This is a genomic window from Paenibacillus sp. FSL H7-0737, from assembly GCF_000758545.1.
GTDB lineage: Bacteria > Bacillota > Bacilli > Paenibacillales > Paenibacillaceae > Paenibacillus_AQ.
Genome location: NZ_CP009279.1, coordinates 6,136,380 through 6,155,827 on the forward strand (window position 1 = coordinate 6,136,380; position 19,448 = coordinate 6,155,827).

Here is a 19,448-nt window from a genome sequence, read left to right on the forward strand (position 1 = left end):
ATCCCTGTGCCCCCTAATCTAACGCGACCGATAGTGCATCTGCTACGGTACTGACGCCAATAATCTGGATATCTTGCGGGTGCTTCCAGCCCTTCAAACTTTTCTCTGGCATGATCACCCGCCGGAAGCCTAGCTTCGCGGCCTCCTTCACACGCATTTCCGCGCGTGAAACACCTCTTACTTCACCTGTAAGTCCTACTTCACCGAAGAAAACATCGTAAGGTTTTGTTGAAATATCACGAAAGCTGGAAGCGATACTAACAGCTACTGCTAAATCAATCGCCGGTTCATCCAGCTTCACGCCTCCAGCAACATTAAGGTATGCATCCTGATTTTGCAGGAACATGCCCATCCGCTTCTCAAGTACAGCGATAATGAGTGCCATCCGCTGGTGATCCATACCTGTGCACACCCGGCGTGGGGAGGGGAAATGAGTGGCAGCGATAAGAGCCTGAAGCTCAACAAGCACCGGTCTAGTCCCTTCCATACTAGCCACGACTGTAGATCCGGCTACGCCGAGTGGACGCTCAGATAAGAAGAGCTCCGATGGATTTTCTACTTCTGTTAGACCCACTTCACCCATTTCGAAAATGCCGATTTCATTCGTTGAACCGAAGCGGTTCTTTACAGCCCGCAGGAGTCTATACGTATGATGCCGCTCTCCCTCAAAATACAGCACACAATCCACCATATGTTCAAGCATCCGTGGGCCTGCAATAGCGCCTTCCTTGGTGACATGCCCAACGAGAACTGTAGCAATTCCCCGAATCTTAGCGATACGCATAAATCTTGTCGTACATTCCCGAACCTGGGTCACACTGCCTGGCGCACTAGTTACTTCTGGCATAAATACAGTCTGAATCGAATCGATAACAAGAAATTGCGGCTGAATTTGTTCAATCGCTTCTTCTATGCTTTCCATATTCGTCTCACATAGTACATATAGCTCAGCTGACAACGCACCGAGGCGATCCGCACGTAGTTTTGTTTGCCTTACCGATTCTTCGCCCGAAATGTACAGCACTCGCAATCCCTGAGTTGTCAGAGCATGCGAAGTCTGTAATAAGAGCGTAGATTTACCGATTCCTGGGTCTCCCCCTACTAGTACCAGCGATCCTGGCACGATCCCCCCACCGAGAACACGGTTAAGCTCACCTATACCTGTCAGTATGCGCGGTTCCTTGTCACTTTCTATACTTATGATCGATTGTGCCTTTTCTTTACTATGAAAAATAGGGGCATTCATTCCCTGTGTTTTGACTACGCTTTCCGTTTCCTCCACCATGGAGTTCCAAGCTTGGCACCCGGGACATTTTCCGAACCATTTTGGCGATTCGTATCCACAATCGGTGCAAAAAAATTTAGTTTTTGGTTTAGCCATTTGTTCTCCTTACGGTCCGAACTTTTAAATTGCGGATATTTTCTTCTAATGAAAGTTTACCATTTCTGCCCCTTTAACGAAAGGTCATTCGGAATTTGTACTAAATGTATATTTTAAAGTGATAAATTTATATTAAAAAAGCTTCCGCCCCTCTATAAACTGAGGAGCGGAAGCTTTTTTTATTCCGTTTTTTTATTCGGATTCTACTTCTTTTTCAAGCAATGGCGCTACAGGAGCATCCACTTTATTCACTACAAGTTCTCCGCCAACTTCATCAATGTTGAGCGAATCACCCTTTTGGATATTTCCTCTCAACAATTCCTCGGAAAGACGGTCTTCAATATGCTTCTGAATCGCACGACGTAATGGACGTGCACCAAAGGCTGGGTCGTAACCTTCCTTAGCCAGGAAAGCCTTAGCCGCATCCGTGAGTACGAAATCAACATCATATTCACGCAGCCGCTTGCGCAGCTCATCAGACATCAACGTAACGATTTCAGCAATATGCTTCTCATCGAGGGAATGGAAGACGATGATTTCGTCAATCCGGTTCAAGAACTCAGGACGGAAGCTCTTCTTAAGCTCTTCCATAACCTTGCCCTTCATATTACCGTATTCTGCTCCAGCATCTTGCACAGCTGTGAATCCAAGTGTCGAATTCTTCTTGATCGCTTGTGCGCCTACGTTAGAAGTCAGAATAATTAATGTATTACGGAAATCGACTACCCGTCCTTTAGAGTCAGTCAAACGACCGTCTTCAAGAACTTGCAGCAGAATATTGAATACTTCTGGGTGCGCTTTTTCAATTTCATCAAGCAGCACTACAGAATAAGGTTTACGGCGTACCTTCTCAGTTAATTGGCCACCCTCTTCATAGCCAACATATCCAGGAGGGGCTCCTACTAAGCGGGACGTGGAGTGCTTCTCCATGTATTCCGACATATCAATACGGATGACCGCATTCTCATCGCCGAACATGGCTTCAGCCAATGCACGAGCCAACTCAGTTTTACCTACACCAGTAGGACCGAGGAAGATAAAGGAACCCATTGGACGTTTCGGATCTTTAAGACCCGCACGCGCACGGCGTAGTGCCCGGCTAACTGCCTTAACAGCTTCGTCCTGACCGATCACTCGTTCATGCAGTAAAGCCTCCATGTTAAGTAGACGGTCGGTCTCCTCTTCCTTCAGCTTGCTTACAGGTATACCCGTCCAGCTAGCTACAACCTGTGCGATGTCTTCAGGTGTAACCTCTGAATCCGTGCGACCCTGTTTTTCTTTCCATTGATTCTTAGTCGTATCAAGCTCTTCACGGATTTTTTGCTCTGTATCTCGCAAGGCCGCCGCTTTTTCAAACTCTTGACTCTGCACTGCGGAATCCTTCTCCTTGCGGATATCATCCAAGCGCATTTCAAGTTCCTTCAGATTTGGCGGGATAGTGTAAGAGTGAAGCCTTACTTTAGATCCTGCTTCATCGATAAGGTCAATCGCTTTATCTGGCAGGAAACGATCCGGGATGTAACGATCGGACAACTTCACTGCTTCCACTATAGCTTCATCCGTAATCTTCACACGGTGATGCGCTTCATAACGATCGCGAAGTCCGAACAGAATTTGGACCGCTTCTTCTGGAGATGGCTGATCCACCGTAATCGGTTGGAAACGACGCTCCAATGCTGCATCTTTTTCAATATATTTACGATATTCGTCAAGCGTAGTTGCACCAATGCACTGAAGTTCTCCACGGGCTAACGCCGGTTTCAGAATGTTAGATGCGTCAATCGCACCTTCCGCACCACCAGCACCGATCAGCGTATGAAGCTCATCGATAAAGAGCACGATATTACCTGCTTGGCGAATCTCATCCATAATTTTCTTGAGGCGGTCTTCAAACTCACCGCGATATTTTGTTCCAGCCACTACTGAGCCCATGTCGAGCGTCATGACGCGTTTGTCGCGAAGTGTTTCTGGGATTTCATTATTGATAATCTTTTGTGCAAGTCCTTCAGCGATAGCTGTTTTACCAACACCAGGTTCACCGATCAGTACCGGGTTATTCTTAGTCCGGCGACTCAGTACCTGAATAACACGTTCAATTTCCTTACTACGGCCGATAACTGGGTCTAGATTACCTTCCTTAGCATAAGCGGTCAAATCGCGCGCAAGACCATCTAGGGTCGGTGTGCTGACATTAGCCGGAGTCCCGCTATGACTAGAGGCAGCCTCGCTGCTTCCCAGGAGCTGAAGAACTTGTTGACGAGCTTTGTTCAAGCTGATGCCGAGGTTATTAAGCACACGAGCCGCGACACCTTCTCCTTCACGGATAAGTCCAAGCAAAATATGCTCAGTGCCAACATACGTATGACCCAATTTGCGGGCTTCGTCCATCGACAGCTCAATCACTTTTTTAGCGCGAGGAGTATAAGCAATGTTCGTAGGCTGTTCTTGACCTCTGCCAATCAGTGTCTCCACTTCGTCCTGGATTTTTTCAAGACCTAGCCCTAAAGCTATTAATGCCTTAGCAGCAATGCCGTCTCCTTCACGAATAAGTCCGAGCAAAATATGTTCTGTACCAATATTGTTGTGTCCTAAACGAACAGCTTCTTCCTGCGCCAGCGCTAGCACTTTTTGTGCGCGTTCCGTAAATCTTCCAAACATCATATCTCCTGCACCTCCATGAATAATAAATATCTATATTAATGTTGTGTTCCCAGTGTCTCTCGGAGCAGTTTTGCCCGATACATATCTCGTTCAGTAGCGTTCAGCTCATCGCCGAACATCTTTTGTAGAAATCCTGGCTGTGTCTTAACGTTAAGTTCATTAAGCACTGAGATCGAAAGACCTTCCAGAATGCCAAGGTCAACCCCAAGTCTCACATCAGACAAGCGTTGAGCAGATTCTTTAAGCTCCATAAGAGCTGCATAACATAAAATTCCGTAAGAACGCTTCACTCGGTCTGTTATTCTCAGGGCGGAATCAACAAGCAACCGTTCACGTGCATTTCGCTCATGCTCAATAATCTGGGTAACTACACTGTGAAGGTTCTCTATAATTTCACTTTCCGTTTGACCGAGGGTGATCTGATTAGAAATTTGAAAGATGTTCCCTACTGCTTCGCTACCCTCACCGTAAATTCCTCTTACAGTCAATCCCACTTGGTTCACTGCAGACAATATGCGATTGATCTGATGAGTCATTACAAGCGCTGGTAGATGCAGCATTACCGAGGCACGAAGCCCCGTACCAACATTGGTGGGACAACTAGTCAAATATCCTCTTTTATCATCAAAAGCGTAATTGACAGCTGCCTCGAATATATCATCGATCGCCGTCGCACGATCCCATGCTTCTCTAACCTGAAGACCAGGAAACAGACACTGGATTCGCAGATGGTCCTCTTCGTTAATCATGATGCTGACCGACTCATCTTCATTTAATAAGACAGCCGCACTGCGCGAATCATTAGCCAAGTTAGGACTGATTAGATGCTTCTCAACCAGTACCTTTTTGTCCAGTTCATTCACTTCATCAAGCTTTAGGAGTTGAAAAGATCCGAAATCTGCAGCTGCTTCCTCATGAAACACAGGAGCCAGTAACTCTAATACTTCTTCCGATTGCTCTAAGGAAGCCAGCATTGGGAATGGAAGATGCTCTAGATTACGGGCAATACGCATACGACTGCTAATTACAATCTCGGAATGACTACCTCCAGAACGCATCCAATCACTAAGCGCTTGTTCAGTAAATCGGAGACTTGACATGTCATATCCCCCCTATATATCAAAGACTTTACTCTTGTGCTATTTCTTTTTCAAGTTTACGAATCTGATCTCGCAGCTCCGCTGCTTTCTCGAATTCTTCTTGTGTAATACTTTGCTGTAATTCCTGCTTGAGTTCATCAATTTGGCGTCTAAACACAATCTGAGCTCCTGCACGTTTCGGAATCTTACCTACATGTGAAGTACTGCCATGCACTCGCTTAAAAAGCGGGTCCAGTGCGCTGTTAAAATATTCATAACAGGAGCTACAGCCAAAACGGCCTAATTTGCTAAACTGGGAGTACGTCATCCCACAATTCTCACATTGCAGACTCTGCGTAGTCTTCGTTGCAGCCGACTTCTCCTTGCCGGCACCTTCAAGATCAAGCAGACCTGAGAGCAGACTGTGGATGGAGAATCCTCCAGCCGTTCCGGGAATGAGTTCACCCTTCTCCCGTGCACAGCTCTCGCAGATATGAAACTCCGTCTTCTCTCCATTCACGATCTTAGTGAAGTGGAGTGTTGCCGGCTTGACGCCACATTCCTGGCATTGCATAAGCGAAAGCCCCTCCCTTATGGTTGACAATTATTTGCCTAACAAAGAGATTAACATCGCCTTCATAATCTTGGCACGAATCTCATCCCGGTATGGAATCTTAACCGTTAGGCATTCCCGAGAAACAGCAGCGCGCATAAGGCACGCTTCACGCTTACTTAGAAAACCAGCTTCCTCCAGCTGATAAATCAGCCCTTCAGCAGCGTTCTGATCAATCCCGCCACCTATAGTATGGTTTAAATGGGCATGCAGTGCCACGTTAGGTGGTAATTCAAAACGTTGAATACGAATATATCCCCCGCCACCACGCTTACTTTCCACTACATAACCTTTTTCCAGAGTAAAGCGTGTACTGATGACATAATTGATCTGTGACGGTACGCATGAGAACTGGTCCGCCAGGTCATTTCGCTGGATTTCCACCGTACCTTCGGGACTTTCATGCAAAATATTCTTCAGATATTGTTCGATAATATCAGAGATATTGCGCATCACTCATCCTCCAGTGCTTAAATCTTTATAATACCGATTGCAACTTGCATTCATAATGACAATGGTCTTTAATTGAACTTAAACATTTGTGGAAATCCCACGTGTTCAAAGGATCGAATAGCTGTCATTATGCTTCGTTGACTTTGACTTTCTTTGACTTTTTAATATTATAACATATTCTGTGCTAATTCCAAGTGGATTCTCTTATTTTTCACTTTTTTCAGCGAATGTATTCGGAAATAAAGAACTCTCCCAACTTCTTTCGAAGGGGAGAGCCTAATTTTTGTCAAGTATAAACGCCTTCGGTATCCTTATTAGGGCGATAAGCGTTTATGCGAGAAATATAAGGATAATGTATAGCATGAAACTTATACTTTCTTATATTTTTAAAAATGATCAAATAAAGCTGTCTGTGCTTGTGGAATAATTTCTTCAAACCATTCCAGTGCTGCTGCGTGGCCAGAGACACTTCCATAACGTGCCATCTCTGTTGGTCGTTTGTATCCAAGCATCAAGGCCGTCAAAGTGCCTATATCACAGCTCAAGTCTGCTTCCGCCCGTTCCCCTTCCACTCGAATCAAAGTAGCCGAGCCCTCATTAGAGATATTCCATGCCCATAACCCATCATTCCAAGGTGCATACTTATCTTCGATATATATAAGCTGCTTCTTTTGACTACTGTTTCCTCTGAAGGCGTAAGTTTCAATGAATGACTTGGCATTAACAATCCGCCCCATAAAATAAGGATAATTCTCTTGTCCTATACGTGGATCTGGCAGCAAGAAAGGTAATATGTCATCCGAAGGCACCAGCTTTAAGGATGCACCGGTCACCATCGAATCATGGTTCGCAAGAAATGTCCACAGCCCCTGCCGAGCTTGTTCATTCAAAAAAACAAATTCATCAATAACCAGTTCTCTGTTCTCTACCTTATACAGCACATATCCCTCTGGTTCACCACTCTTGGAGTAAAATACTGCACTCTTTCCTTCATCATCTAGAACAGAGTTCTCCCACCAGTCCAAATCGCGCTTAAGTGTCCCGTTATATCTGACAGCGAATCGATTGTATAGGCTATCTAATACTTCGATATCTTTTATATCCCGTTTAACCTTGCCCTCAACTTCGACCTTTTTGGGAAACTTCGCTACTGGAATAGAGTATTTCTTATATTCACAATAAACCTCCCAGCCAAATTTACGATAAAACGGAATCAAGAACGGGTGTAGAAAAGAGAGCGTTTGACCTGCCTCATTCATCGTATGCAGCGCATGAGACAATAGATTTGCCACATGTCCTTGTCTGCGGTTCTCTGGCCATGTAGCCACTCCTGCTATACCACCCATAGGTACCACTCTGCCCTGTATGTAGACTTGGAAAGGAATAATCGTCAATTTAGCTTCCAATGTTCCGTCCTCAAAAGCACCCCATACCTGTTCAGCCTTAAATCTTTCCTTAGCACTTGCCCTTTTTTCACTAGGAAGCTTGTACTGAAAAGCATATTCTGACAAGTTCATGCTTGCATCGAATTCTTCTGAACGTAACTGTCTTATTACCACAAACTCACCTCATCCTTTATAAGATTACTATTTAGGATAAGTATAACAAGAGCGTCAATTGTACGCTAATCTATTGCATTATTTATAACTTTATTTTTAGTTATCCACAGCTCTATGCAGTTTTAAAAATAGTCTTGAAATCTTGTCACATCCAAGTTAAAATAGTTATCCACTTATCAATAGCTCTATCCACATAATCCCGGCTATATCCACAGCAACCCGTGTACTACTTAGGTTTTCTGTTGACAGATCCATATAATTATGTATTTAATCCACACTATTTAGGGATTATTTCTCCTTCAATCATCTATCCACATGTGCGTAACTTTTCTGCAAATCCAAATGTTTATCCACAAGTTTTCCACAGTCTATAATAAACGCAAAAAAGCCACTGTCGATTACTCAACAGTGGTCTAATTGTGCTTGGCAACGTCCTACTCTCCCAGGACCCTTCGGTCCAAGTACCATCGGCGCTGGAGGGCTTAACGGTCGTGTTCGGGATGGGTACGCGTGGAACCCCTCCGCTATCGCCACCAAACATGCGTCTGTGAAACAGACGCTGCCGCGTGAAATTTCGTTCATCACCAGAAGTGAGAATGAATTCCTAAGCGTGTTACAGGCTTGAGTCGCCTGAAAACTGAATCCGAATTGAATTTGCATTTTAAGTATAGGATAAGCCCTCGACCGATTAGTATTGGTCAGCTCCATGCATTACTGCACTTCCACCTCCAACCTATCTACCTCGTCGTCTTCAAGGGGTCTTACTAATTGGGAAATCTCATCTTGAGGGGGGCTTCACGCTTAGATGCTTTCAGCGCTTATCCCGTCCGTACGTAGCTACCCAGCCATGCTTCTGGCGAAACAACTGGTGCACCAGCGGTACGTCCATCCCGGTCCTCTCGTACTAAGGACAGCTCCTCTCAAATTTCCTGCGCCCACGACAGATAGGGACCGAACTGTCTCACGACGTTCTGAACCCAGCTCGCGTACCGCTTTAATGGGCGAACAGCCCAACCCTTGGGACCTACTTCAGCCCCAGGATGCGATGAGCCGACATCGAGGTGCCAAACCTCCCCGTCGATGTGGACTCTTGGGGGAGATAAGCCTGTTATCCCCAGGGTAGCTTTTATCCGTTGAGCGATGGCCCTTCCATGCGGTACCACCGGATCACTAAGTCCGACTTTCGTCCCTGCTCGACTTGTAGGTCTCGCAGTCAAGCTCCCTTATGCCTTTGCACTCTTCGAATGATTTCCAACCATTCTGAGGGAACCTTGGAACGCCTCCGTTACTCTTTAGGAGGCGACCGCCCCAGTCAAACTGCCCGCCTGACACGGTCCCCGTACCCGATTAGGGTACTAGGTTAGAACCTAGATACGATCAGGGTGGTATCCCAACGGCGCCTCCACCGAAGCTTGCGCTCCGATTTCTACGGCTCCCACCTATCCTGTACAGATCGTACCCAAATTCAATATCAAGCTGCAGTAAAGCTCCATGGGGTCTTTCCGTCTTGTCGCGGGTAACCTGCATCTTCACAGGTATTAAAATTTCACCGGATCTCTCGTTGAGACAGCGCCCAAGTCGTTACGCCATTCGTGCGGGTCAGAATTTACCTGACAAGGAATTTCGCTACCTTAGGACCGTTATAGTTACGGCCGCCGTTTACTGGGGCTTCGGTTCATAGCTTCGGGTTACCCCTAACCACTCCCCTTAACCTTCCAGCACCGGGCAGGCGTCAGCCCGTATACTTCGCCTTGCGGCTTCGCACAGACCTGTGTTTTTGCTAAACAGTCGCTTGGGCCTTTTCACTGCGGCCCCCTCGTGCTATTCACACTACCGGGGCACCCCTTCTCCCGAAGTTACGGGGTCATTTTGCCGAGTTCCTTAACGAGAGTTCTTCCGCGCGCCTTAGAATTCTCTTCTCGCCTACCTGTGTCGGTTTGCGGTACGGGCACCTTCTCCTGGCTAGAGGCTTTTCTTGGCAGTGTGAGATCATGACCTTCGCTACTACAATTTTCGCTCCCCATCACAGTCCAGCCTTAACGATGTGCGGATTTGCCTACACATCAGCCTCACTGCTTAGACGGACATATCCATCAGTCCGCGTCACTACCCTCCTGCGTCACCCCATCGCTCATAGCGGATTACGGTGGTACAGTAATTTCAAACTGTTGTCCTTCGACTACGCCTTTCGGCCTCGCCTTAGGTCCCGACTTACCCTGAGCGGACGAGCCTTCCTCAGGAAACCTTGGGCTTTCGGCGGATCAGATTCTCACTGATCTTTTCGTTACTCATACCGGCATTCTCACTTGTATGCTGTCCAGCGCTCCTTACGGTACACCTTCAACCCACATACAACGCTCCCCTACCCCAGATACATACGTATCTAGCCATAGCTTCGGTGGTGTGTTTAGCCCCGTTACATTTTCGGCGCAGAGTCACTCGACCAGTGAGCTATTACGCACTCTTTCAATGGTGGCTGCTTCTAAGCCAACATCCTGGTTGTCTGTGCAACTCCACATCCTTTCCCACTTAACACACACTTGGGGACCTTAGCTGATGGTCTGGGCTGTTTCCCTTTTGACAATGGATCTTAGCACTCACTGTCTGACTCCCGGCAATAAGTATATGGCATTCGGAGTTTGACTGAGCTTGGTAATCCTTGCGGACCCCGCACCCAATCAGTGCTCTACCTCCACTACTCTTATACCGAGGCTAGCCCTAAAGCTATTTCGGGGAGAACCAGCTATCTCCGAGTTCGATTGGAATTTCTCCGCTACCCCCACCTCATCCCCGCATTTTTCAACATGCGTGGGTTCGGGCCTCCAGTGCGTGTTACCGCACCTTCACCCTGGACAGGGGTAGATCACACGGTTTCGGGTCTACGTCCACATACTAAATCGCCCTATTCAGACTCGCTTTCGCTGCGGCTCCGTCTTCTCGACTTAACCTTGCATGTTAAACGTAACTCGCCGGTTCATTCTACAAAAGGCACGCCATCACCCATTAATAGGGCTCTGACTTTTTGTAAGCACACGGTTTCAGGTTCTATTTCACTCCCCTTCCGGGGTGCTTTTCACCTTTCCCTCACGGTACTGTTTCACTATCGGTCGCCAGGTAGTATTTAGCCTTAGCAGATGGTCCTGCTGGATTCATACGGGGTTTCACGTGCCCCGCACTACTCGGGATCCGTCTCGGAGAGAACACAGTTTAGGCTACAGGGCTTTTACCTCTATCGCGGGCCTTTCCAGACCTCTTCACCTACCATATTCCTTTGTAACTCCATGTGAGACGTCCCACAACCCCTAAGAGCAAGCTCTTAGGTTTAGGCTGTTCCGCGTTCGCTCGCCGCTACTGACGGAATCACTATTGTTTTCTCTTCCTCAGGGTACTTAGATGTTTCAGTTCCCCTGGTCTGCCTCTACATCTCCTATGTGTTCAGAGATGAGTAACTGCGAATTACCACAGCTGGGTTTCCCCATTCGGACACCCCCGGATCAAAGCTTGCTTACAGCTCCCCGAGGCAGTTTCGTTGTTCGCCACGTCCTTCGTCGGCTCCTGGCGCCTAGGCATCCTCCGTGTGCTCTTATTAGCTTAACCTTCGCTCCGATGTTTCGCTTGTTCGCACAATTGAAAATCTTCGCTTCCAGCTAATAACTAACGTACTTGTTTACACAAGTTTTAGCTAAAAGATGTTCTAAAACGCAAATTCGTTTCGGTATCCAGTTTTCAAGGATCAAGTTTAAAGATATTCTAGACATAACAAATAGATGAAGTTTGTTGGTGGAGCCAAGCGGGATCGAACCGCTGACCTCCTGCTTGCAAGGCAGGCGCTCTCCCAGCTGAGCTATGGCCCCGCAAATTCCATCAAAACCGAACAAATGGATACGCGTTAAATGATTTTGGAAGCTTAGCTTCCGATTTGAATGTCTTCATTGCAGAAGACGATTCTCCATAGAAAGGAGGTGATCCAGCCGCACCTTCCGATACGGCTACCTTGTTACGACTTCACCCCAATCATCTACCCCACCTTCGGCGGCTGGCTCCCTTGCGGGTTACCCCACCGACTTCGGGTGTTGTAAACTCTCGTGGTGTGACGGGCGGTGTGTACAAGACCCGGGAACGTATTCACCGCGGCATGCTGATCCGCGATTACTAGCAATTCCGACTTCATGCAGGCGAGTTGCAGCCTGCAATCCGAACTGAGACCGGCTTTGATGGGATTGGCTTCACCTCGCGGCTTCGCTTCCCGTTGTACCGGCCATTGTAGTACGTGTGTAGCCCAGGTCATAAGGGGCATGATGATTTGACGTCATCCCCACCTTCCTCCGGTTTGTCACCGGCAGTCACTCTAGAGTGCCCAGCTTAACCTGCTGGCAACTAAAGTTAAGGGTTGCGCTCGTTGCGGGACTTAACCCAACATCTCACGACACGAGCTGACGACAACCATGCACCACCTGTCTCCTCTGTCCCGAAGGCCGCCACTATCTCTAGTGGATTCAGAGGGATGTCAAGACCTGGTAAGGTTCTTCGCGTTGCTTCGAATTAAACCACATACTCCACTGCTTGTGCGGGTCCCCGTCAATTCCTTTGAGTTTCAGTCTTGCGACCGTACTCCCCAGGCGGAGTGCTTACTGTGTTAACTTCGGCACCAAGGGTATCGAAACCCCTAACACCTAGCACTCATCGTTTACGGCGTGGACTACCAGGGTATCTAATCCTGTTTGCTCCCCACGCTTTCGCGCCTCAGCGTCAGTTACAGCCCAGAAAGTCGCCTTCGCCACTGGTGTTCCTCCACATATCTACGCATTTCACCGCTACACGTGGAATTCCACTTTCCTCTTCTGTACTCAAGTCACCCAGTTTCCAGTGCGACCTCAGGTTGAGCCCAAGGTTTAAACACCAGACTTAAATGACCGCCTGCGCGCGCTTTACGCCCAATAATTCCGGACAACGCTTGCCCCCTACGTATTACCGCGGCTGCTGGCACGTAGTTAGCCGGGGCTTTCTTCTCAGGTACCGTCACTCCGATAGCAGTTACTCTACCGGACGTTCTTCCCTGGCAACAGAGCTTTACGATCCGAAAACCTTCATCACTCACGCGGCGTTGCTCCGTCAGACTTTCGTCCATTGCGGAAGATTCCCTACTGCTGCCTCCCGTAGGAGTCTGGGCCGTGTCTCAGTCCCAGTGTGGCCGTTCACCCTCTCAGGTCGGCTACGCATCGTCGCCTTGGTGGGCCGTTACCCCACCAACTAGCTAATGCGCCGCAGGCCCATCCCTCAGTGACAGATTGCTCCGTCTTTCATTCTTTCTTCAGGAGAAAAAAGAAATTATCCGGTATTAGCTACCGTTTCCGGTAGTTATCCCAGTCTAAGGGGCAGGTTGCCTACGTGTTACTCACCCGTCCGCCGCTAAGTTACTTTGAAAGCAAGCTTTCAAAGTAACTCCGCTCGACTTGCATGTATTAGGCACGCCGCCAGCGTTCGTCCTGAGCCAGGATCAAACTCTCCAATTAGTATTGAAAAGAGCGATATGCTCATTTTGAAACTGACGATTCATTAAATGAATCTTTTAAAAATTAACGCGTTCCATTTGTTCAGTTTTCAAAGAACTTGCTCCCGGCATTTCGACATCAACTGTCTCTTGCACAGGAATTAGAGTATATCATATTGTCGTATTTCTTGTCAACTTATTTTTTCATCGTTTGTGTTTCATTTGTTCGATGCGTCATAAGCACAAGAGATAATATACCATGCTGTTCTTATGTTTGCAAGCTTTTTTTGAAATAAAAATAATCTACGAATAAATACTTTCAAACTAGCACAAACCAACACAAATTGATTCCAATAATCCTTAATTTATGGCTAAATAGAATTTATCGTAATCCCATATATTAACTTCTAATAATACGTACGAGAGGAGTCTAAATGAAAAACAATCCATCTAGTGCTGCGGCCCAAACAAACACCAAGGACAAGGAGCTCCGTAATCTGCAGCAAGCAACAATCTATAAGATTTTGCTGGCTGTCAGCTTTGTTCATTTATTTAACGATTCTATTCAGGCAGTCATCCCTGCAATCTTTCCTATTCTCAAAGATAACTTAATGCTCTCCTTCGCTCAGATCGGGTGGATCTCCTTTGCCTTAAACATGACGTCCTCCGTTATCCAACCAGTCATTGGGTATGCGGCTGATCGTAAGCCACGTCCTATATTGTTACCACTGGGTATGTGCAGCACATTTCTAGGCGTACTTTTATTGGCTTATGCCAACAACTATATTCTTGTATTGTTTTCCGTCATGCTAATTGGCTTCGGATCTGCTACCTTTCATCCGGAAGGCATGCGTGTTGCTCATATGGCTGCCGGTCAACGGAAAGGTCTTTCGCAATCTATTTTTCAAGTCGGCGGTAACGCTGGACAATCTTTAGGACCAATGCTCACGAAATGGATATTCATTCCCTTTGGGCAGATCGGGGCTCTTGGCTTCACTATCGTTGCGGCTGCCGGAATTGCCGTACAGACCTATGTCGCTCGCTGGTATCGAGAGATGCTGGATGCGGGATATACGTTTCATAAGAAATCAACAGCTCGCGCAATCGATCCTACCCGCCGCAAAAGTATTCGAACGGCAACAATCATCCTCGTGTTCCTAGTCTTTGTAAGATCTTGGTACGGCGCTTCTATCGGCAGTTACTACGCTTTCTATTTAATGGACAAATATCAAATGACGCTTGATAAGGCCCAAATCTATATTTTTATGTATCTGGCAGCTGGAGCTGTCGGTACATTCTTTGGAGGCCCACTGGCAGACCGCTTCGGACGGCGTAATCTCATTCTTCTCTCTATGGTCGGAACAGTGCCCTTCGCACTGGCTCTACCCTTCGTGAACCAAATGTGGGCAGCTATACTCTTACTGATTGGCGGCTTCATCCTTTTGTCCAGCTTCTCTGTTACTGTAATCTATGCTCAGATGCTTTATCCAGGCAATATCGGAACAGTTTCAGGGTTAATCACTGGTCTTGCTTTTGGGCTCGGAGGAATTGGCTCCTTGGTACTCGGCAATCTGATTGACAGCATTGGAATTTCAAAAGTGTTTATAGCTTGTGGATTCCTACCTCTTTTGGGTTTCCTTGCTCTCCTGCTTCCTAGAGACGAGAAACTAGAAGAATGGGCCGCTCAATAAACATCAGTAACATCAGTAACCACTTAACGCCTTACTCATGACTGTAGAAAATAGAGCGGCAGCCTTCCCGCTGCCCTCTGTCATATAATTATCCTTATTTGTACGATCAAACCCAATCCACACTGCAGCTGTCCATTCCGAAGTATAACCAACAAACCACAAATCCCGGTTAGCTTTCTTGCTTACGCCTGGCAGATCCAATTGGGTTGTTCCGGTTTTCCCCGCTACAGGCCTGTTCATTTGCGCTTTTTTGCCCGTTCCTTCATTGACAACATTACGTAGCATCATCGTCATTGCCTCTGCGGTTCGTTGCGATATTACCTGCCGTGATTCGGAGAGATGTGAATACACAACCTTCCCTTTTGAATCCATTATCGTGCGTACCATATGAGCCTCATTGAATTTACCTCCATTAGCAAAGACACCATAGGCTTGTGTCATTTTAAGTGGCGATACCCCATTATGAAGCCCTCCTAAAGCTATTGATAAATGGTTATCCTCCTCTGTCAGTACAATTCCTAATTTGGCTGCAAATTGCCGTGCAGAGGAGATTCCAACCTGCTTCAAAAGCCAAACAGCTGGCGCATTCACGGATTTTTGCAGCGCTCTACTCATTGTGATTTGACCTTGATACACACCGTTCAAATTCTCAGGTACATAGTTTCCATAAGCGTATTTGCGATCAGAAAGTATGCTATTCGGGCTAAACTTCCCGCTCTCTAGCGCGGGTCCATAATCAATGATCGGCTTGAAGCTGGAGCCTGGCTGCCGCGCATCTATTGTAGCTCTGTTCAAGCTCCCCTCATTTTGTTCACGCCCACCAATTAGTGCCACCACTTCACCTGTACGATGATCCATTATGGTCATAGCTGCTTCTACCTGCTGATCTTTTCCGTCAGGCGGAAAAGAAGAACCCTTTAGAAATGCCTGCTCTAGCGCCTGCTGTGCTTTAATGTTCAACCCTGTAACGATAGTGTAGCCACCCGTTCGAAGCTCCTCCACAGACTTCCCAGTGATCTGAGCCGCTTCCTTAAGCGTAGCGTCCACATAATGCACACCAATGACTTCTACTTTGTTCGCAGCGGGAGGTTGATACTTTTTATCTCTGGCCTCAAGCATTTGTTCTTTAGTAATCAGTCCTTGATCTAACATAATCTGTAGAACGAGATTCCTTCTTGTTTTGGATAATGTACTATTGTCTACCGGATTATAAATAGACGGTCCTTTAGGGATTCCCGCCAAGGTGGCGATTTGCCATATTTCTAGTTTTTTCAAATCGGATACGCCGAAGTAACGCTCCGCAGCTGCCTTTACTCCATATTGTCCACGCCCCATATAAATCTGATTAAGGTAAAGCCCTAGAATCTCTCGTTTTGATAACTGCCTCTCCAATGCAAGAGCAATGGATGCTTCGTTTAGCTTACGTATGACATTCTTGTTCCTATTCAAATAAAGATTGCGAGCTAGCTGCTGAGTAATACTACTCCCGCCCTCGGAGAGATCCATATCCACAATATTATTTAGAAAAGCGCGAGAAATTCCTTTATAATCTAATCCCTGATGCCTATAAAAGCGCCGGTCCTCCACCGCTAAAAAAGTATTTATCAATAATGCAGGCATTTCCTCCAGCTCCGCTGAATGTCTATACCCCGAGCCCGGTAAAGGGATCATTCGTAATGTCGTCCCATCCGAGGTCTTAATGATGCTCGATTCCGGCAGCTGAAGTTTATCCTCTTGCTGTTTAACCACTTGCCCGCCGTATTGAAATACGTAAAGCAAACCCACGAGCGCTATTATTATTCCAATGATACTCCCATCAAATAATAAATACCCCAGACGGAGTATCCGGGTACGCACGATCCATCTGCCATCCTTGCCTGAATGGGCTACACTTTGTTTTTTTTCGGTAACGGCATTCATGATTCTATAATCAGGTTCTCTAAGAACCGCTCCATACTACGGGCTTCAACACTCGCTGCTTCAAGAAGTGCTTGGGCTTCCATCCCATCATCCGTGTTGTCAGCCTCCTCTACCTCACGGAGAGCACGGAGAATTGCCCGAGTTCTTATCAATAAAGCTACAGCTGGTGTGTCCTGCATCGTTTCTGTTGCTACGCCTCTGTTTGGAACTTCAATTCTTTGCCTGCGATTCAGGTTAGCGGCGATTTGGCCCAATTCTCCTCCAGAAAGGACCTTGATTTCTTTTGTTACTCCCTTGTCTGCCAGCTCTAAGGTCCCAATCAATACCGCGTGCAAATCATCAGCAATTTTCTGTGAACGGAGAATAAACAACCCGCTGAAGAATAGAACAAATAGAATTATGGCGCTGGGGATTGTTCCAATATGATTAATAACCCAGTGGATAAGACGAACAAAAAAGACGCCTGATTGCCCTGAATAATGAGCATACAGCAAAGCAACACCACGCTGGACAACAAAAAGAAAGGCAGCACTCAAAAGAGCACTCCCTATAAAAATATAAAGATAATGGATGCGAACCGTCCGAAGTTTATGCATAGTCATTCCCTCCTTGTGTTCACAAGGATATCCTCCAAATCTTAAGAACCCGCCAAGAGTTTTCTTAAGATTCTATGAAGAATGGGAAATAGGTGATAAAATCCGTCCGATGTGGGGAGCTTTCTACATAAATAACGCCATTGTGGCGTTCGATGATACTTTTGGAAATGGCAAGACCTAGGCCTGAACCGCCTGTATGCTGTGAACGAGACTTCTCTGCTCGATAGAATCGTTCAAAAATAAACGGAATATCACTCTCTGCGATCATCTCTCCAAAATTGCTAATGCGGATAACCGCTTCATTTCCCCTTTTACTGAAACCAATCTCCACTTTCCCGCCGCTTCTACCGTAACGGATCGCGTTCGTAATCAAATTTTCGTAAGCACGAACTAATTCTTTAGGGGAAGCCTCTATCCACAACTCATCAGCTTGGTCATCGATCTCATAGGTCATTTCAGCCTTTGTTAGTTCGGGAACTGACTCTTCCGCTAGCTGCCGTATAAATGCTTTTAAATCTAATCGCTCCATAACCAGAGGGTATTCCCCACTATTTACGCGTGTATATTCAAAAAAGATCGTCGATTAGTTTACGCAGCACAAGGGATTTGTTGTAGGCTATGCTCACGTAATATCGTATTTCTACTTCTTCCTGGCATCGATCTTGCTCGATATATTCCAGAAAACCGAGGACAGAGGTAAGGGGGGTTCGTAAATCGTGGGAGACACCCGTGATCAAGTCATTTTTTGCATTCACAGCTTTACGTTCCTCTTCCACAGAGTGCTGCAAACGTTCAGCCATTTCATTAATATTCTCAGCCAGCACTCCCAGCTCGTCCGTGGTTCTGACTTCAATTCGGTGCGACATCCCGGAGCTTGTGATTTCCCGAATTCCTTTGGTGATCTCCTCCAGATACAGTACTACTTTACGAGTATAGATAAAAAAGAACAGTAAAAAGCTGATAATACCAGCTGCGGTCAGCAGTGGCATAGAGCCAATATGATTAATGATCCAGCGTAAGATACGTGAATAGGGAGCCGACTCTGACACTGGATTCAGATAGATCATGAAATTAACGAGCTGGTAACCTGCAAACAGCAGTAATCCACCGGAAAGCACACTAAGCAAAAAGGCGTATATAAACTTCCAACGAATCGTAGTTATATATTTTGAATTCAAGAAGCCTCACCTAATCCTTTCAGGAAGGTCCATCTAATTTATAGCCAACTCCCCAGACGGTTTGGATATAACGGGGGCGCTTCGAATCCACTTCGATTTTGTCGCGGAGGTTACGAATATGTACCATAACAGTATTGCCCCCATCTAAAAATGGTTCGTTCCACACCTTATCGTATATCTGCTCTAAGCTGAGCACTTGACCTTGGTGCCTTGCCAAAAGCTCTAAAATAGAAAATTCCCGGGGGGTCAGCTTAATCTTCTGCTGGTCTATATGTACCTCATGCTTAGACGTATCTATAGTTAAATCTTCAAAGCTCAGTTTGCTGTCATTCCCTAGGCTACTACTATCTTTATTGAAAGCGTGATAACGACGCAGCTGTGACTTAACTCGTGCCACAATCTCCAAAGGATTAAACGGCTTGCCCACGTAGTCGTCCGCTCCTATGCTAAGTCCTGAGATTTTGTCCATATCCGTATTTTTGGCTGAAAGGATAATAATCGGCATCTTCCGATCTTCACGGATCTTCATACATGCAGCTAATCCATCCATCTTAGGCATCATGACATCAAGAATGATTAGATCCACTTCTTCCTTCTGCAGACACGCCAGTGCCTCCATCCCATCATAAGCTTTAAGCAGGCGATAGCCCTCATTACAGAGGTATATCGATAACAGCTCTACAATTTCCTTCTCATCATCTACTAACAAAATCGTTTCTCTCTTCACAGGAGGGGTTTCCTTTCAAATATAGTAATAATTATCTTTAGCTTCTATATTAGCAGATCCATCGAACGTTTTTCCTCGAAAATAGATACATGTACTTAA

The 19,448-nt window shown here is 46.4% G+C and carries 12 protein-coding genes, 1 tRNA gene and 3 rRNA genes; 1 reads left to right on the forward strand and 15 read right to left on the reverse strand.

Annotation, left to right across the window (positions count from 1 at the left end):
- Positions 1-13 precede the first annotated feature (13 nt).
- The 10 genes from radA to H70737_RS26965 all read right to left on the reverse strand — a co-directional run bounded on the left by radA (position 14) and on the right by H70737_RS26965 (position 13,259).
- Positions 14-1,381, reverse strand: coding sequence for a DNA repair protein RadA (gene radA, locus H70737_RS26920; protein ID WP_042131247.1), 1,368 nt, complete (start codon positions 1,379-1,381; stop codon positions 14-16).
- Positions 1,382-1,573: 192 nt separating this feature from the next.
- Positions 1,574-4,042, reverse strand: coding sequence for an ATP-dependent protease ATP-binding subunit ClpC (gene clpC, locus H70737_RS26925; protein WP_042131248.1), 2,469 nt, complete (start codon positions 4,040-4,042; stop codon positions 1,574-1,576).
- A 35-nt stretch (positions 4,043-4,077) separates the two neighbouring features.
- A complete protein-coding gene (locus tag H70737_RS26930) occupies positions 4,078-5,142 on the reverse strand; it encodes a protein-arginine kinase McsB (RefSeq protein ID WP_042192210.1) in 1,065 nt (354 codons plus the stop codon).
- 28 nt (positions 5,143-5,170) lie between these two features.
- The gene (locus H70737_RS26935) at positions 5,171-5,695 is read right to left on the reverse strand and encodes a protein-arginine kinase activator protein McsA (RefSeq protein WP_042192214.1); all 525 of its coding nucleotides are present in this window, start codon (positions 5,693-5,695) and stop codon (positions 5,171-5,173) included.
- A gap of 30 nt (positions 5,696-5,725) precedes the next feature.
- Positions 5,726-6,187: a CtsR family transcriptional regulator gene (locus tag H70737_RS26940; RefSeq protein WP_042131251.1), complete on the reverse strand. Its 462-nt coding sequence runs from the start codon at positions 6,185-6,187 to the stop codon at positions 5,726-5,728.
- Positions 6,188-6,573: 386 nt separating this feature from the next.
- Positions 6,574-7,746: a GNAT family N-acetyltransferase gene (locus tag H70737_RS26945; protein ID WP_042192216.1), complete on the reverse strand. Its 1,173-nt coding sequence runs from the start codon at positions 7,744-7,746 to the stop codon at positions 6,574-6,576.
- Positions 7,747-8,167: 421 nt separating this feature from the next.
- Positions 8,168-8,284 (reverse strand): 5S ribosomal RNA (gene rrf / locus H70737_RS26950).
- 130 nt (positions 8,285-8,414) lie between these two features.
- Positions 8,415-11,343, reverse strand: a 23S ribosomal RNA gene (locus H70737_RS26955).
- Between the two features lie 181 nt (positions 11,344-11,524).
- Positions 11,525-11,600: transfer RNA gene (locus H70737_RS26960), tRNA-Ala, on the reverse strand.
- Positions 11,601-11,701: 101 nt separating this feature from the next.
- Positions 11,702-13,259, reverse strand: a 16S ribosomal RNA gene (locus tag H70737_RS26965).
- Together the 16S, 23S and 5S rRNA genes with 1 tRNA gene alongside form the textbook arrangement of a ribosomal RNA operon.
- 412 nt (positions 13,260-13,671) lie before the next feature.
- Between H70737_RS26965 and H70737_RS26970 the strand changes: the two genes are divergently transcribed.
- On the forward strand, positions 13,672-14,928 hold the full coding sequence (locus tag H70737_RS26970) for an MFS transporter (protein WP_052404440.1): 1,257 nt from the start codon (positions 13,672-13,674) through the stop codon (positions 14,926-14,928).
- A gap of 12 nt (positions 14,929-14,940) precedes the next feature.
- Here the strand turns inward: H70737_RS26970 and H70737_RS26975 are convergent, their stop codons facing one another.
- From H70737_RS26975 to H70737_RS26990, 5 genes are all read right to left on the reverse strand, one after another.
- Positions 14,941-16,848 (reverse strand): transglycosylase domain-containing protein, encoded by a 1,908-nt coding sequence (locus H70737_RS26975; protein WP_042192217.1) that lies wholly within the window; start codon positions 16,846-16,848, stop codon positions 14,941-14,943.
- The gene (locus H70737_RS26980) at positions 16,845-17,444 is read right to left on the reverse strand and encodes a hypothetical protein (RefSeq protein WP_042192219.1); all 600 of its coding nucleotides are present in this window, start codon (positions 17,442-17,444) and stop codon (positions 16,845-16,847) included. Before H70737_RS26980 ends, H70737_RS26975 begins: the two co-directional genes overlap by 4 nt.
- 64 nt (positions 17,445-17,508) lie before the next feature.
- A complete protein-coding gene (locus H70737_RS31405; RefSeq protein ID WP_231573350.1) occupies positions 17,509-17,973 on the reverse strand; it encodes a sensor histidine kinase in 465 nt (154 codons plus the stop codon).
- Between the two features lie 37 nt (positions 17,974-18,010).
- On the reverse strand, positions 18,011-18,622 hold the full coding sequence (locus H70737_RS31410) for a histidine kinase dimerization/phospho-acceptor domain-containing protein (RefSeq protein ID WP_231573351.1): 612 nt from the start codon (positions 18,620-18,622) through the stop codon (positions 18,011-18,013).
- A 19-nt stretch (positions 18,623-18,641) separates the two neighbouring features.
- On the reverse strand, positions 18,642-19,349 hold the full coding sequence (locus H70737_RS26990) for a response regulator transcription factor (protein WP_042192221.1): 708 nt from the start codon (positions 19,347-19,349) through the stop codon (positions 18,642-18,644).
- Positions 19,350-19,448 lie beyond the last annotated feature (99 nt).